Annotated in this window: 15 protein-coding genes; 9 read left to right on the top strand and 6 right to left on the bottom strand. The window is 45.4% G+C overall.

The genetic code is table 11. The annotated features are described in order from the left end of the window. The first annotated feature begins 24 nt into the window (after nucleotides 1-24). From AAIH57_RS08640 to AAIH57_RS08620, 5 genes are all read left to right on the top strand, one after another. Nucleotides 25-660 (top strand): pyridoxamine 5'-phosphate oxidase family protein, encoded by a 636-nt coding sequence (locus tag AAIH57_RS08640; protein ID WP_175399095.1) that lies wholly within the window; start codon nucleotides 25-27, stop codon nucleotides 658-660. A 31-nt stretch (nucleotides 661-691) separates the two neighbouring features. Further along, a complete protein-coding gene (locus tag AAIH57_RS08635) occupies nucleotides 692-997 on the top strand; it encodes a hypothetical protein (RefSeq protein ID WP_175399094.1) in 306 nt (101 codons plus the stop codon). Nucleotides 998-1,331: 334 nt separating this feature from the next. Then, entirely contained in the window at nucleotides 1,332-2,171 is an 840-nt protein-coding gene (licT, locus tag AAIH57_RS08630; RefSeq protein WP_175399170.1) for a BglG family transcription antiterminator LicT, read from the top strand. Nucleotides 2,172-2,528: 357 nt separating this feature from the next. Then, nucleotides 2,529-4,451 (top strand): beta-glucoside-specific PTS transporter subunit IIABC, encoded by a 1,923-nt coding sequence (locus AAIH57_RS08625; protein WP_430021265.1) that lies wholly within the window; start codon nucleotides 2,529-2,531, stop codon nucleotides 4,449-4,451. A gap of 33 nt (nucleotides 4,452-4,484) precedes the next feature. After that, nucleotides 4,485-5,930 carry a 6-phospho-beta-glucosidase gene (locus tag AAIH57_RS08620; RefSeq protein ID WP_175399092.1) on the top strand — a complete coding sequence of 482 codons (1,446 nt, stop codon included), beginning with the start codon at nucleotides 4,485-4,487 and terminating at the stop codon, nucleotides 5,928-5,930. A gap of 125 nt (nucleotides 5,931-6,055) precedes the next feature. Here AAIH57_RS08620 and AAIH57_RS08615 read toward each other — a convergent pair whose 3' ends face one another. Next, nucleotides 6,056-7,216, bottom strand: coding sequence for a S8 family peptidase (locus AAIH57_RS08615; RefSeq protein ID WP_430021264.1), 1,161 nt, complete (start codon nucleotides 7,214-7,216; stop codon nucleotides 6,056-6,058). Nucleotides 7,217-7,440: 224 nt separating this feature from the next. Between AAIH57_RS08615 and AAIH57_RS08610 the strand changes: the two genes are divergently transcribed. The 3 genes from AAIH57_RS08610 to AAIH57_RS08600 all read left to right on the top strand — a co-directional run bounded on the left by AAIH57_RS08610 (nucleotide 7,441) and on the right by AAIH57_RS08600 (nucleotide 8,714). Beyond that, complete coding sequence (locus AAIH57_RS08610; RefSeq protein WP_430021262.1) at nucleotides 7,441-7,992, top strand: GNAT family N-acetyltransferase; 552 nt, start codon at nucleotides 7,441-7,443, stop codon at nucleotides 7,990-7,992. Nucleotides 7,993-8,083: 91 nt separating this feature from the next. Continuing rightward, complete coding sequence (locus AAIH57_RS08605; protein WP_376768995.1) at nucleotides 8,084-8,206, top strand: HAD hydrolase family protein; 123 nt, start codon at nucleotides 8,084-8,086, stop codon at nucleotides 8,204-8,206. 325 nt (nucleotides 8,207-8,531) lie between these two features. Next, nucleotides 8,532-8,714: a YjfB family protein gene (locus AAIH57_RS08600; RefSeq protein WP_175399089.1), complete on the top strand. Its 183-nt coding sequence runs from the start codon at nucleotides 8,532-8,534 to the stop codon at nucleotides 8,712-8,714. Between the two features lie 176 nt (nucleotides 8,715-8,890). Here AAIH57_RS08600 and AAIH57_RS08595 read toward each other — a convergent pair whose 3' ends face one another. Together AAIH57_RS08595 and AAIH57_RS08590 are read right to left on the bottom strand one after the other, a co-directional pair. After that, complete coding sequence (locus AAIH57_RS08595) at nucleotides 8,891-9,523, bottom strand: hypothetical protein (protein WP_430021260.1); 633 nt, start codon at nucleotides 9,521-9,523, stop codon at nucleotides 8,891-8,893. Nucleotides 9,524-9,534: 11 nt separating this feature from the next. Beyond that, nucleotides 9,535-10,413 carry a hypothetical protein gene (locus tag AAIH57_RS08590; protein ID WP_430021259.1) on the bottom strand — a complete coding sequence of 293 codons (879 nt, stop codon included), beginning with the start codon at nucleotides 10,411-10,413 and terminating at the stop codon, nucleotides 9,535-9,537. Nucleotides 10,414-10,530: 117 nt separating this feature from the next. Here AAIH57_RS08590 and AAIH57_RS08585 point away from each other — a divergent pair, with 117 nt between their 5' ends. Then, nucleotides 10,531-11,223 (top strand): pseudouridine synthase, encoded by a 693-nt coding sequence (locus tag AAIH57_RS08585; RefSeq protein WP_430021257.1) that lies wholly within the window; start codon nucleotides 10,531-10,533, stop codon nucleotides 11,221-11,223. Between the two features lie 107 nt (nucleotides 11,224-11,330). On the opposite strand, the gene AAIH57_RS08580 is transcribed toward AAIH57_RS08585, so the two are convergent. The 3 genes from AAIH57_RS08580 to AAIH57_RS08570 all read right to left on the bottom strand — a co-directional run bounded on the left by AAIH57_RS08580 (nucleotide 11,331) and on the right by AAIH57_RS08570 (nucleotide 14,426). Next, entirely contained in the window at nucleotides 11,331-12,251 is a 921-nt protein-coding gene (locus tag AAIH57_RS08580) for a DMT family transporter (protein WP_430021256.1), read from the bottom strand. After that, nucleotides 12,248-13,102: an AraC family ligand binding domain-containing protein gene (locus AAIH57_RS08575; RefSeq protein ID WP_175399084.1), complete on the bottom strand. Its 855-nt coding sequence runs from the start codon at nucleotides 13,100-13,102 to the stop codon at nucleotides 12,248-12,250. The genes AAIH57_RS08580 and AAIH57_RS08575 overlap by 4 nt, the downstream gene beginning before the upstream one ends. A gap of 199 nt (nucleotides 13,103-13,301) precedes the next feature. After that, a complete protein-coding gene (locus AAIH57_RS08570) occupies nucleotides 13,302-14,426 on the bottom strand; it encodes an NADH:flavin oxidoreductase (protein WP_430021254.1) in 1,125 nt (374 codons plus the stop codon). Nucleotides 14,427-14,482 lie beyond the last annotated feature (56 nt).

The following is a 14,482-nucleotide window of genomic DNA, read 5'->3' as shown; positions in this document are numbered from 1 at the left end:
ATCAGATAGAAAAGAAGGTTCACCATGAATAACAACCCATTTAAAGACATTATTGCATCGGAAGACGTCCTCAGAGAGATCTGTGGTAATCCGGGAGATCTGGTGAAGAATAAAACGATACCGTATCTGGATGAGCATTGTCAGCAATTTATAGCCCGATCTGCCTTGTTATTTATGTCAACCAGCAATCGCTCAGGCTCATGTGATGTGTCTCCCCGTGGTGACGGTGAAGGGTTTGTACACGTCGTGGACCAGCAGCATCTGGTGATTCCGGAACGACCAGGTAACCGACGTTTTGACTCGCTGTTGAACATTTTGTCCAACCCGCACATCGGCTTGATTTTCGTTATTCCGGGACTTGATGAGACCCTGCGCATTAATGGCAGAGCAGCGATCATTCGGGATATGGATCTGATGACGCTAATGCAGACACAAGGCAAAACGCCCAAACTTGGCATTGCAGTGACGGTAGAAGAATGTTATATGCATTGCGGCAAAGCGTTTAAACGTTCGCATACATGGGAACCTGAGAGCTGGCCTGCCAAGGAGCAGCTGCCCAAACCGGCTCGAATTATTGCTGCGCACGCTGGCAAATTGGGTGTTACGGAGGACGATGTTGCACGTTCACTCAAAGAAACATACGAGAAAAGATTGTATTGATTCGTTTCTTAGCTGGAGGAGGTGGAATGATTTGTTGATATTGGTCTTGATAATTGCAGGAGCCATTGTCAGTCTTTTGGTCCCGTATGGCACTGTCATCGTCATTGGCATTATACTCGGTCTTGTGGTAGATAATTATCGTAATACGTTGTATCTTCGTGAGGACATTCGTGCGATTAAAAATCATTTGGGGCTGATGAACAATAAGGAATCCAAAGAGTACGAATTCGACAAAGAGTTCAAGCAAGTGGATCGACTCAGTTCGGATGAGATGAGTGTAATTAACAAGAGAATCGAGGCTGAGCTGGAGAAGGAAAGCAAAAAGAACAAGAATTGAACTGAGACAGACGAAGGAGGCACTTGTACAGGGACTGGAACGGCACGCACCTTACAGAAGAGAGCTATGAAATAATTTATGTATGCCAAAAAATAACGGATCCGTTTCGTCCATCTTCTACGAATTGACCAGCTTTGGAATCGTATTTCGGTACATAGAAGATTGGAGCGAATAAAATAATTCGATCGGAACCAAATTAAATTTATTGTTGCAGAATGTAGAAAATTGTAATACCATGAACGCACATATCGTTGATATTGAAGTTGAAAAGGGCAGGACCTATTACCTCGTTGCAGGTGTGGCTTGTCTTTTTCTGTATATTGGGGTGGATAAAGTGAAAATCGAGAAGGTACTGAACAATAATGCTGTAGTTGCTATTCAGGATGATCGGGAAGTCATCGTCATTGGCCGGGGGATTGCTTTTCAAAAGCGGGCAGGTGATCTGGTTGCAGAGCAGCTTATTGACAAGATCTTTACTTTACAGAATGAAGATATCCAGGAAAACTTTAAAACATTAATCTCCAGCATACCACTGGAATACATGAAAGTTTCCGAAGAGATTATCGCTTATGCCAAACTGAAATTGGGCAAAAAACTGAATGACAGCATCTACCTCCATCTTACAGATCACATTCATTTCGCGATTGAGCGTTACCGCAAAAATCTGCCTATACGAAATGGGTTACTCTGGGAAACGAAGCAGTTATACAAGGATGAATACGAAGTGGGACTTGAAGCGCTCAACATGATCTGTGATCAGTTTGGGGTCCTTTTACCGGAAGATGAGGCCGGTTTTATGGCATTGCATTTTGTAAATGCAGCCTTGAACGAAGAAATGCCGAATATCCGAAGCATGACTCAGGTGATGCAAGAGGTGCTGACCATTATCAAATACCATTTCAAAATGGATTTTGACGAAAATTCGCTGAATTATTATCGATTTGTGACACATTTGAAATTTTTTGCCCAGCGTCTGGTGAAGGGGAAGCACTACAAAAATAACAATGATGATGAATTGTTTGAACTGATTCAGAAGAAATATCCCGAAGCCCATAGATGCTCGGAGAAGATCAAAAAATTCATTGAAAACAACTACACATATCAACTGACTAACGAGGAAATGATGTATCTGTCGATTCACATCGAACGTGTGGTGCACGCCACTTCAGAGTAGTTTAAAAGACCAAAATCTTTTCTTAAAAAAACGCTTGCAAAACTGCAGAAGTTATAATATTATAAATTCATAAAGTAAGCGCATACAAAAATCGGATTGTTACTGTTCAATCAGGCAATGCCGGTCACTCCAGGTCAGTATAGACTGGTTGCAACTTACTTTAAGATGAAGTTGTTGAAGTAACAACCGAATATCGCTGTGTACAGCCTTACAGGGTTGCAACCATTAAGGGCAAAACCTGAATTGCTGAATAACATGACTTGTTTCCGGATCATCCGGCACGTTGTGTATGTTCAGTAGTTCAGGTTTTCTTTGTTTCACAAGCATGGGGAGTCTACTTAGAGAGGGAGAATTACTATGAATTACGATCAACTGGCCAAAGACATCCTATCCCGTGTAGGTGGTTCTGGAAACGTGAACAGCGTCTTCCATTGCGTAACCAGATTGCGTTTTAAACTCAAAAATGAAAGCGTTGCTAAAACGGAAGAGATAAAAAATCTGCCAGGTGTAATTACGGTTATGCAGAGTGGTGGACAGTATCAGGTTGTAATCGGCAATGAAGTGCCGGATGTATATAAAGCCATTGTAAAAGTAGGCAACTTGCCAACGGAAGGTCAGGTTGAAGAAACGAAGGAAGAATCGGGTAAAAAAGTAGGGCTGTTCAGCCGATTTATCGACATGATTTCGGGTGTCTTCACACCTCTGCTTGGTTTACTCGCTGCAACAGGGATGATCAAAGGTTTTACAGCCATGTTTTTATCCTTTGGGTGGTTGACCGACACATCAGGAACCTACCAACTGTTGAATGCAACGGGTGACTGTCTGTTTTACTTCTTCCCGGTATTCCTTGGTTATACGGCCATCAAGAAGTTTGGCGGTACACCGTTCCTGGGTATGGCCATCGGTGCTACACTGGTTTATCCTACGCTGTCCGGTCTGACTGCCGGAGATCCGTTGTACACCCTGTTCACGGGTACGTTGTTTGAATCACCGATTCACATCACGTTTCTGGGCATTCCCGTTATTTTGATGAATTACTCATCATCGGTTATTCCAATCATTATCGCTACCTTCTTTGCAGTAAAAGTCGAGCGTTTCTTCAAAAATATCATTCCTAAAGTAGTTAGCACGTTCCTTGTTCCGTTCTTCACTCTGCTTGTTATCGTTCCGGCAACGTTCCTAGTTATTGGTCCGGTATCCACTTGGGCAGGACAATTGATCGGTGCAGGTGCAACTGGCATCTATGATCTGAGCCCACTCCTTACAGGACTCGTGATCGGCGGTTTGTGGCAGGTGTTTGTACTGTTCGGTCTTCACTGGGGTCTGGTGCCAGTCATGCTTCTGAACCTGAGCACGTCCGGAGCTGACCCGGTGGTTGCCATGTCGTTCGCCGCTTCTTTTGCTCAAATTGGTGCGGTACTCGCAGTTATGTTGAAAACTAAAAATGCCAAATTGAAATCATTGAGCATTCCAGCTTTCATTTCGGGCATCTTCGGTGTAACCGAGCCGGCGATCTATGGTGTGACGCTTCCACTGAAAAAACCATTTATCATGAGCTGTATTGCAGGCGGAATTGGCGGAGCCATTTTGGGACTCTTCGGTTCGAAAATGTACATGTTTGGTGGACTTGGCGTATTCGGCTATCCAACCTTCATTAACTCGGCAACAGGCGTTGACTCCGGATTCTACATGGCACTTGTAGCAACAGCCGTTGCATTCGTTCTTGGTTTTGTTCTTACGTATGTCGTTGGTTTCAAAGATACTGCTGCTGCAGCACCGACACCTGCTTCGGAGCCATCACCTGTACTTGATCCAAATCCGAACAGCAAATACGAAATTTTTAGCCCAATGGCAGGTGAAGTTGTTGAATTGAAAGAAATCAACGACATTACTTTTGCCGGAGAGCATATGGGTAAAGGGATTGCGATTCGTCCGATCAATGGCAGAGTGGTATCCCCAATCAATGGTGTCGTACAAACGGTATACCGCACAAAACATGCGATCGGACTTGTAACGGATGATGGTGTAGAAATGCTGATTCATATCGGACAAGATACCGTGCAGTTGAAAGGCCAATATTTCAATGCTCATGTAAAAGATGGTGACCGGGTTAACGTAGGCGATCTGATTATGGAGTTTGACCTGCAAGCGATCAAGGATGCCGGTTATGAGACCGTAACACCGATTATTATTACAAATACTTCGAATTATCTCGATGTTGTGGACACAAAAAATGTATCTGTGAATGAAAAAGACAAATTGCTGACGGTGCTTGGCTAATCAACCTTTAGGACGAATAGGAGGAAAACCTTGATGTTTGAAAAGTTAACTTCCTTCCCGGAGAATTTTCTCTGGGGAGGAGCAACAGCAGCGAATCAGCTGGAGGGCGCCTATCTGGAAGGAGGCAAAGGATTGACTACGGTCGATCTGATCCCGGTTGGACCCAATCGATTCCCCATTGCGATGGGTAATCTGGATTCGTTTCAACCCAAAGAGGACGAATTCTACCCTTCCCATGAAGCAATTGATTTCTATCATCGGTACAAGGAAGACATTGCTTTATTTGCAGAGATGGGATTCAAATGTTTCAGGCTTTCTATCGCCTGGGCCCGGATTTTTCCGAATGGAGATGACGTGGAGCCCAATGAGGCTGGACTTCAATTCTATGATGATGTCTTCGATGAATTGCTGAAATATAATATCGAACCTGTCGTTACCATCTGCCATTTCGATGTGCCTGTACACTTGGTGAAGATTTATGGCGGCTGGAAAAACCGCAAGATGATTGAATTTTTTGAAACCTATGCGAAGACGTTGTTCAACCGGTATAAGGACAAAGTAAAGTACTGGATGACGTTTAACGAAATTAATATGCTGCTGCATCTCCCGTATATCGGTGCAGGCATAGTCCTTCAGGAAGGGGAGGACAAGCAGCAGATCCTCTATCAGGCAGCGCATCATGAATTGGTAGCGAGTGCACTTGCCGTCAAAGCTTGTCATGAGATCATTCCATCTGCAAAGATTGGATGTATGCTGGCCGCAGGAACGGTATATCCATACACGTCCAATCCGGATGATGTATGGAAGGCGATGGAACAGGATCGCGAATCATTTTTCTTCATTGATGTTCAGTCCAAAGGTGCATATCCGGGCTATACGAAGCGTTTCTTCAGAGAACATGGCATTCATATTGAGATGCAGCCGGAAGATGCCGACATTCTTATGCAAAATACGGTGGACTATATTGGATTCAGCTATTATGCCAGCCGTTGTACAAGCACGGATCCTGAGATTTTAAAGGACCAGACTGAAGGCAATGTATTTGGTTCAGTTAAAAACCCATATCTGGATGCATCAGAGTGGGGATGGACAATCGACCCGAAAGGGCTGCGAATTACCTGTAATCAGCTTCACGACCGCTACGGCAAACCATTATTTATAGTAGAAAATGGACTTGGCGCTACGGATGTATTGCTGGATAATGACACAGTTGAAGATGATTATCGCATTGACTATCTCGATCGTCATTTTGCCGAGATGGCAGAAGCCATTCAGGATGGTGTCGAGATCCTCGGATATACGAGTTGGGGACCGATCGACCTGGTCAGTGCAGGTACGGGAGAGATGAAGAAACGTTACGGTTACATTTATGTAGACCGAAATAATGATGGAACGGGCACACTTCGCAGAGTGAAAAAGAAAAGTTTCCATTGGTACAAAGAGGTTATTGCTAATCAAGGCGCACAATATTTCAAATGATCGATCTGTAAATGAACGAAATCAAAAAAAGTAAGGGGCAAACTCGTGTTATACACGGGCTTGCCCCCTTTTTTGTCAAACAAATCTAACTTAGCATATCTCACTTTACTTTTAAGTGAACCCAGTTACGGCACTTGCAGACTCCGATGCGCGTTCAGTCGCCCATATTGCCAGTAGACACCAGAGCCCGATACCGGATCGGAGGCGAAGCATAATGCGTCTCGAATTTGCGCATTGGTTTTGCCCTGGGCAGCAAGCAAGGCTGCCGCACCTGCGACCTGTGGCGCAGCCATCGAGGTTCCGCTCATGTAGGCATACGAGCTGCCAATATATGTGGACAGGATACTGTCGCCGGGAGCGGCCATATCGACCCATGAACCGTAGTTGGAGAAGTTGGATTTTAGATCAGAAGGGTTGGTGGAGGCGACGGCGATGACGTTGGGGTAGGATGCAGGCACAATGGGATAAGAGGTGTTGTCATTGCCGGCAGCGGCAATAATGACCGCGCCACGATCCCAGGCATACTGAACCGCAGCCTGCAAAAAGGCATCGCCGACAGGTCCGCCCAAGCTCAGATTGACCACCTGTATTCCATTGTTGGCAGCATAAACTAGCCCGTTTCCCACATTCCCCATGGTCCCCATCCCGTTGTCATCCAGCACACGAATGGGAACAATGGACGCGAGTGGAGCAACACCAGCGATGCCGGCCCCGTTATTCGTGACAGAAGCTGCAATCCCGGCGACATGTGTGCCGTGTCCGTTGCCGTCCTCGGGGATGGCGTCATAACTGACATAATCATAACCTGGCAGAAGCTTGCTGGCGAGCTCGGGGTGGTTCAGTTGGACTCCCGTATCGATGATGGCAATTTTGATGGAGCTGTTACTCTGGCTGATATCCCAGGCAGCAGGCGCGTTGATTTTTTGCAGGTTGTTTTGATAAGGAAAGAAAGGATCATTGGGGGTATAAGATGCCTGGGCTAGGTAATTGGGTTCTACATGTTCGATGAGTTCATGATCCTTATAGTTTTTTAACATACGGTGCATGATTTTGCTGGATTCTACCCGATACCAGCCCAGATCTTCATAGGTTTCGGCAACTTTACATTTTCCTTTTTTATGCAGGGATTGCATTTGGTCTGGAGTGGTGCCTTCTTTGAATTTGATTAAGAGCTGCTTGGGAGCATGGGGATGAAATTTTCTGGTTTCAAGGATGTCTTCCACGTAACGATATAGGTATCCGATAGCGAGCAGGATTGCGGCAGAGATACCTAGCCATAACCACATCGGTTCTTCCCCCTTATGAAATTGAAATGGTAGCACGCCTTATCGTATGCAGAGTCTCCCAGATCGCGTGGGCTTTATAGCATTTTGGTTAGGAGTATAGATAGATTGATAGAAGAAATTAAATTGGGTAAGATGGATGGAAGAGAGCGAACTCAGAAAAAATCCAGGTTCGGGGTAAGTGCCATAAACCAGGCTCAAATATAGAGGATAGGAATGAGAATGTTGTGACACAGCTTCAGACAGTACCCAAGGTAATGAAGGTTCAGCTGAATCAGATTGAGAATGCCATTGATTTTGCCATGCATGTCCGCAGAGAAGTATTTCCGATGATGAATCATGAGAGATTACCGGTAGATCTGGAGCAATTCAAAGAAAATTATCTGGATTCAGCCGATGCTGTCTTTCTTGTTGCAGTCATGGAAGACGAAAGGATTGTCGGATCCATTGGTATCCTGCCGTATGATGGGCGAATCGAAGCAATAACAGGAAGATACCCTGCACAGTCTGCGGCGGAAATTGTGAAATGTTATGTGGATTCGGAATATCGCAGGTACGGTATCGGTTCACTTCTTGTAAGAGAACTGGAGAAAATGGTGGCAAAACTGCACTATACAACGTTGTATTTGCATACACATCGCTTCTTGCCTGGAGCCGTGGATTTCTGGAAAGGTCAGGGATATGTGGTTGTTGTAGAGCAGGACGATGATTGGCAGACGGTGCATATGGAGAAAGTGGCGAGAGTGGAAGTGGACCAGTACCAAGCTCATCGCGGGTGAAACAGCTGGATCTGACAGATGGCATATCACGTGAAGATACATTTGCTATCGTCGACGGCATGAATGATGCGGAAATACTGGAGTTTGCAATGTGGGCATTGCCATGGGCAATGCGAAGCCGGGTCTGAAAGCCATTGCGGATGACGTTACCGGAACCATTGAAGAGGATGGACTATATCATAGTTTTGTGAAGTATGGATTAATCCAGTCTTAATGATTCTTGTCAATTAAAAGCGTATTATTAACAGGCAGCTCGCGTATAGAGGTGTCTGCTTTCAGCATCTGGGTTCAATTTAATTAAGAATTAGAGATAGAGGTTAAGATCCAGAAGATTAGTCCACCAAAACCTCCCACGGCTAGGCCGCATAAAAGTGCAAAAAGCGCCACAAATTTTTTTCCGTTCATCAAATCCCTCCCGCATGAATTGTAAGCTGCAGAGAAACATCATGGTGTAGGTTCGCTGGATTACATATTTACGGTGCATTGTCCGATATATAATAGGTACGCTCATTTACTAGAGACATAAAGGAGTGCAGAACATGGATATTGCAGCACTATCAATGGCCATGAGTCAAAGCTCGCTTGCACAGTCAGCGAGTTTGCAAGTGATGTCAATGTCGAAAAACATGGCAGAACAGCAAGGGCAGCAGCTTACGGAAATGTTAAAGTCAGTTCCAGCTCCGCATCCAAATCTGGGGGGCAGTCTGGATCTTTCCGTTTAGACACATTCAAGGATGTATTTCAAACCCAATTTGCAGCAAGCGAAACCCAAACGACTTCAATTCAACGGAATTGAGGTTGTTTGGGCTGTTTTTATATGGTTTTCCAAGTGAGTAGAGTTGTCGTTGTCAGCTTTCGCGTTCCTTCTCACTTCCGGTCTCAATGACTTATGCAGGACTTAGGAAGTCTGTACGAAAAAAAGTCCATCCAATGGTGCTTCAGCGGAGGCGGGGCCTTTTCGTAAAAACAAATAGCCGCTGGCATCGGAAAGCCCCAATATGTCCTTATAGGGCGCTGGAAAATCTGCGGAATAGATCTGGCACACCAGTTGATAATGGGTTAACAAATGGCCGATTCCGTTTACCCCGTTAGGTATAGTCGAGGAGAAGAACGAAAAGGCAGGGAAATCCTGCTCGGCTAACTGGGTTTCCACAAAGTTCACTTCGCTTATAGGAATAGTTAGGGTTGGACTTAAGGAAGTTTGCGCATGTGGGGTTACGGACACATAAGTACATCCAGCCAGAATGTTTTCGTTCCATTCCAGCTCATCTCCTGTATAGGTCACCTGATCCAGGAAATATTCCGAAGCCGAATACGTTGAAAAAACGGAGATAAACATGTCTGGTGGTAAATACGGGACGTGTACATGTTGCAAGAGCTTGCTGGAATTGATGGAGAACAGATGCAACAGGGGATGGCCTTCCGGATTGAGCGGCCATTCCTGAATGTATGCCTGTTCACCGCCGATCCACATAGCAGAATTCAGGTTCGGGTGATCCGGATTAAAAATAATTTGGGTAACTGTATGCATGGAAAAACTCCTTAGTCTTGAATATGATTACCAAACAGCTGGCGGGCCTTGTCCCAATTGACGCCAAGTTTACCTTGCCAGCCCGCCCATGGCATCTCCATGTCGGAGCGTCCTTTCGTATTGCTAAGCAGTAACTCGGCATTCTGAAGCTCTTCGATATTTGTCCTGTGATCTGCCCTAAGGGAGAGAACCTGGTTCGGCAGAACGCCTACTCTGGATAGTGATTGTAATATGCTGCGGCGGATGCCAGCATGTCCTTTCACCAGTTTCTCAGCCGTGAGCCGCTTCTCGTACTTTCCAGGAGTTTCTTCGTTCTCTGCCTGATCTAAACTGCGAAGCAGTTGATTGAACGTATGAACGTCCTCATCACTCGGTGTAACCGTTCCTTGTTCAAATAGGGAGGCTAGCTCCGTCAAATCGGTATATGCCCCTACACTTGTCCCGCTGTAATCATAACCCTGATGGAGAGCATGGCGGATGGAGGACAAATTTTTCCATGACTCATCACTATGACTGAACCCGCAGAATTTACAAGAAAGGAAACGTTCCGCTTGTTCATAAGAGTGCTTCTGCATGTGAATCATCATATGATAGCTTCCCAGTGTTGTTATGCCACGAGGGAAACTTCCACCAACACCGGCCACAAATGCATGGGTTACCGCTGACCAGGACAGATGTTTATTCTGCTGCAGATTAATTAGCTTATGAATGATTTCATCATGTCTAATCAACTCCAGATCATTGGGTATCCAGCCATTTGTGATTAATATATCCTGTTCTGCAGCAGTAAGTGTATTCATTTGATATAACATCACTTCACGTTCTCTGTCGTACTCACCATTCGAATGCAGATATAGCTTCTTTAGCACTTTCATGCATTTTTTATCCATGAGCAGCTCCTTCCAGAATTCAGTTTGCTTCTTTCTATGTACATTCGGTTAACCATCATTGCTTCATTTTATTATAAATGAGATGATAACCTTATTACAGATGAGAAGCGGTGAAACATGCGAATTAACAAATACATAAGTGAAACGGGATTTTGCTCTCGCAGGGAAACGGACCGCCTCATTGCGGCTGGGCGTATAACGATCAATGGCAAGATATGTGAAAAAGGGGCAGATGTCGAGCCTGGAGATATTGTCCTCATTGATGGCAAGGCAATTCCACAGGGTGACCGTGAATCCGTGTACCTGGCTCTGAATAAACCGATTGGGATTGTCTGTACGGCTGCCCAACAAGTCAAGGGGAATATCATTCAGTATGTGAATTATCCATCACGCATTTTTGCCGTTGGCAGGCTGGATAAAGCCTCGGAAGGGTTGATTTTGCTTACGAACGATGGAGGGATCGTCAACAAAATGATGCGTTCGGAGCATAATCATGAGAAAGAATATGTAGTGACCGTGGATAAACCCGTTACAGACGAATTCATACGATTAATGTCCCAAGGTGTTGAGATTCTGGACGTGGTGACCAAACCATGTGAGGTATATCGGGATAGCGAGAATGTTTTTCGAATTATTTTGACACAGGGTCTTAACCTGCAAATCCGCAGAATGTGCAAAGCCCTGGGGTACAGAGTGCTGAAACTGGAGCGCATACGAATTATGAATATTACGCTGGACCAGCTGGAACGAGGACAATGGAGACATCTGGAGAAGCGTGAACTGGATCTTCTCTTGTCTAGGCTAGAATAGAATCATCATCTGCGCTTGAATAGATGTATCCGAAAAGAATAAGCCATGTAAAAAAAGGCACCAATCCGGAATGGATTCGTGCCTTATTTGCGTCAACTAAAAATGTGTTAATGGATCTCGGACAATCTCGATCCGGATACGCGTTTTCGAGTTTTTCGTTCTGAAATATATGAACCCAGCAGTGTTAACAAGGCACCAAGCATCGTGATCCAGGTGATGGGTTCATGCAGTAAGAGTGCAGAAGCAACCAGTGTGATAACCGGAACAAGGTAGATGTACACACTGGTTTTCACCGCTCCGAGGAGACTTACTGCCCGGTTCCAGGTCACAAAACACAAGGCAGAGGCACCTACTCCAAGAAATAGAAGATTGAAGAGGTTGGACATATCGGCAAATCGCCAAAGTTTGAAATGAAATTCGAATAGGAATAAGGCAGGCAGCATGAAGATTAGCCCGTAGAAGAACACTTTGCGTGTTGCACCGATGGTGTGGTAGCGGAGCTCGCCTATTTTGCGCATGAGTACTGAATAGATGGCCCATACGGCAGGTGCCACAAAAGCAAGCAGATCTCCCAGTGGATTCAGCTGCAGCATGAAACTCCCATTGAACGCGATCAGCACGATGCCTGTTAAGGCAGCAGCAAAACCAACGACAAAACGTCGGGTTAACGGTTCATCTTTCAGGAAAAAATGCGCAAGCACAGCAGTGAAAAACGGCGCAATGGAAACAATGACACCTGCATTGGAAGCCTGTGTGTAAACAAGCGCAATATTTTCGATCAAAAAATACAAGGTGACGCCGCACAGTCCGGCGGCCATAAACAGCATCTCTTCCCGAAACGATGACACCCGCACCAAACGAGGATAGATCAGAAAGAGCACAACATATCCGATCAGAAAGCGGAAAAACAGAATTTCCACAGGCGTAAAATGAATCAAGAGCACTTTGGTGCTTATGAAGGTGGTTCCCCAGATCAAAATCGTAAGCAAGGCGAGCAGGTGACCGACCGAAACTTTATTTTGCCTCATCGTAACACACTGTCCCGTAACCGTTTGGAGTCGACTTCATGGTTGAAGATGCGTCGGTATTGTTTGGGTGTCAAACCGATCAGTTTTTTAAAAAAATTCGTAAAATGGCTCTGATCACTGAATCCTGTCTGGGCGGCCACTTCAATCGGCAGCTGTCCTTGCTCCAATAAACGCTTGGCATGATTAATACGAATCGTCTCCAGGTAACGGTAGGGTGAGATACCCTTTTGGCGGGTGAATCGTCGTATCAGGTGATATTTGCTCATTCCGGTTAATTCAGCTAACTCATTCAGCGTAATACTATCCATATAATGAGACTCTATGTATTCGCATAAGCGTTTAATTTCGATCGTGACGTCCTGAGAAGATAGGGGCGGTTCAGCATCTGCATTATCCCGAAGCAGCTGTTCCAGCAACAAGAGCAATAATTCTTCTTTGCCAAAATCGGATTGCTCCTCCAGGATCATTAAATGCAGCTCATGCAGGGAACTGACAAGTTCATTTTGATAGAGAACAGGTGCCCTGAACCGGGGCAGGTAGTCTTGTCCGGTTATCTCCCGTGCGTATTCTCTCATGACCTCGGGTTGAATGTTAATACAGCGATAATCAAGTGTTCTTCCGTCAACCTGCTCGCAGGCATGAGGATCATGGGGGTTGAAAACAATCATGTCCCCGGAATTCAACATATACTCTTCGTTGTTGCACACGAGATGGCGCTTGCCCTGCTCAATAAATCCAATGACGTAATAGTCATGAAAGTGGTTGGGGAATTTCTGCATAATTCCTTCGAATTGATAAGCTTCAAGCTGCAGACCGGTATCAAATACAACAGTTCGCACTTCGCGAGTCACATGCTGCACCTTCTTTCTCGTAAGTTTTTGTCATTATAATATGAAAAGAAGGAATATTCTTGGACGATATTGCTCGCTGTGTCCTTGATTAAGCCTTACAAATAACCAAAGTACCCGCTGCCCTAATGGCAATTCGGGTACTTTGGTTAAATTATAGTTCATCTATGAGAGGGATTCATGTTCTTGATCTAAGATATTTTTAATGTAACGTGGCAAGCGCTTCTCGAGTAAAAGCTTGAATTTCAGATTCGCGGCCATCACGTATTTTTATGGCCCATGCCGGATCTGAGATAAGGGCACGTCCAACGGCTACCAGATCAAATTCCTGATGGTCTAGTCGATGGAGAAGATCATCCAGATCTTTGTGTCCGGCGCCTTTACCTTGCGTGTAGAGACTGGTAAATTCATCATCCAGGCCAACGGAGCCAACAACTATCGTTGTTTTGCCCGTCAGTTTCTTCACCCAGCCCGCGAATCCAAGATCAGAACCTTCAAACTCGGGCTCCCAGAAGCGACGTGTAGAACAGTGGAAAATGTCCACGCCAGCTTGTACGAGTACATCCAGGAATTGATCCAGCTTTTCCGGTGTATCGTATGGCTTAACGTAATAATCGCTCATTTTCCATTGAGACACACGAATGGCAATTGGATAGTCAGGGCCCACCGCTATGCGGATAGCTTGAATAAGTTCTGCGGCAAATTGGGACCGCTTGATCAGATCACCACCATAGCGGTCGGTGCGCTTATTCGTTTTCTCCCAGAAGAATTGGTCGACCAGATAACCGTGTGCTCCCTGAATTTCAATGCCGTCAAACCCAAGACGTTTCGCATGCACTGCCGCATCAACAAAGGCTTGAATAATACGCTCAATTTCTTCCTCATTCATCGGCTCGCCTACCTTATTTCCTTCCAAATCGATTCCAGATGGTCCGATGGATGGGGCTTCAGGATAAGGCTGTGATCCTGCCGGACGGGCCATACCCATGTGCCAGAGCTGAGGGAAAATCCTGCCACCTGCTTCATGGACTTGTCTGACGACCTCTGCCCAGCCGTTTAATGCTGCTTCTCCATAAAAAGAAGGCACTTTTGGTTCACTCGTTGCCGCTGGATGGTCGATTACCGTCCCTTCGGTAATGATAAGACCCACGCCATTTTCGGCACGGCGGCGATAATAAGCGGCGACATCGGGACCTGGCACACCACCTGGTGAGAAAGCCCTGCCCATGGCCGGCATGACAATGCGAGACTGCAGGGATAAATTAGGAAGCGTATAAGGTTGAAACAGATATTCTGTGGATAGAGCTTTCGGTTGCTGGTTACTCAAGTGCAAACACCTCCAATATTTTGTACCTTCATGCGGGGGTACGAGTGCAATAATAG

Source organism: Paenibacillus sp. MABNR03, from assembly GCF_050455445.1.
GTDB classification, from domain to species: domain Bacteria; phylum Bacillota; class Bacilli; order Paenibacillales; family Paenibacillaceae; genus Paenibacillus; species Paenibacillus xylanilyticus.
The sequence above is the reverse complement of the archived record's forward strand: the minus strand, read 5'-3'. Positions and strand labels throughout refer to the sequence as shown.

Excerpts from the sequence above, each read along its gene's own strand:
- AAIH57_RS08595 (WP_430021260.1), bottom strand. The coding sequence starts at position 9,523 with ATGCATACAGTTACCCAAATTATTTTTAATCCGGATCACCCGAACCTG.
- AAIH57_RS08625 (WP_430021265.1), top strand. The coding sequence starts at position 2,529 with ATGAATTACGATCAACTGGCCAAAGACATCCTATCCCGTGTAGGTGGT.
- AAIH57_RS08615 (WP_430021264.1), bottom strand. The coding sequence starts at position 7,216 with ATGTGGTTATGGCTAGGTATCTCTGCCGCAATCCTGCTCGCTATCGGA.
- AAIH57_RS08580 (WP_430021256.1), bottom strand. The coding sequence starts at position 12,251 with ATGAGGCAAAATAAAGTTTCGGTCGGTCACCTGCTCGCCTTGCTTACG.
- AAIH57_RS08640 (WP_175399095.1), top strand. The coding sequence starts at position 25 with ATGAATAACAACCCATTTAAAGACATTATTGCATCGGAAGACGTCCTC.
- AAIH57_RS08620 (WP_175399092.1), top strand. The coding sequence starts at position 4,485 with ATGTTTGAAAAGTTAACTTCCTTCCCGGAGAATTTTCTCTGGGGAGGA.
- AAIH57_RS08590 (WP_430021259.1), bottom strand. The coding sequence starts at position 10,413 with ATGGATAAAAAATGCATGAAAGTGCTAAAGAAGCTATATCTGCATTCG.
- AAIH57_RS08585 (WP_430021257.1), top strand. The coding sequence starts at position 10,531 with ATGCGAATTAACAAATACATAAGTGAAACGGGATTTTGCTCTCGCAGG.
- AAIH57_RS08600 (WP_175399089.1), top strand. The coding sequence starts at position 8,532 with ATGGATATTGCAGCACTATCAATGGCCATGAGTCAAAGCTCGCTTGCA.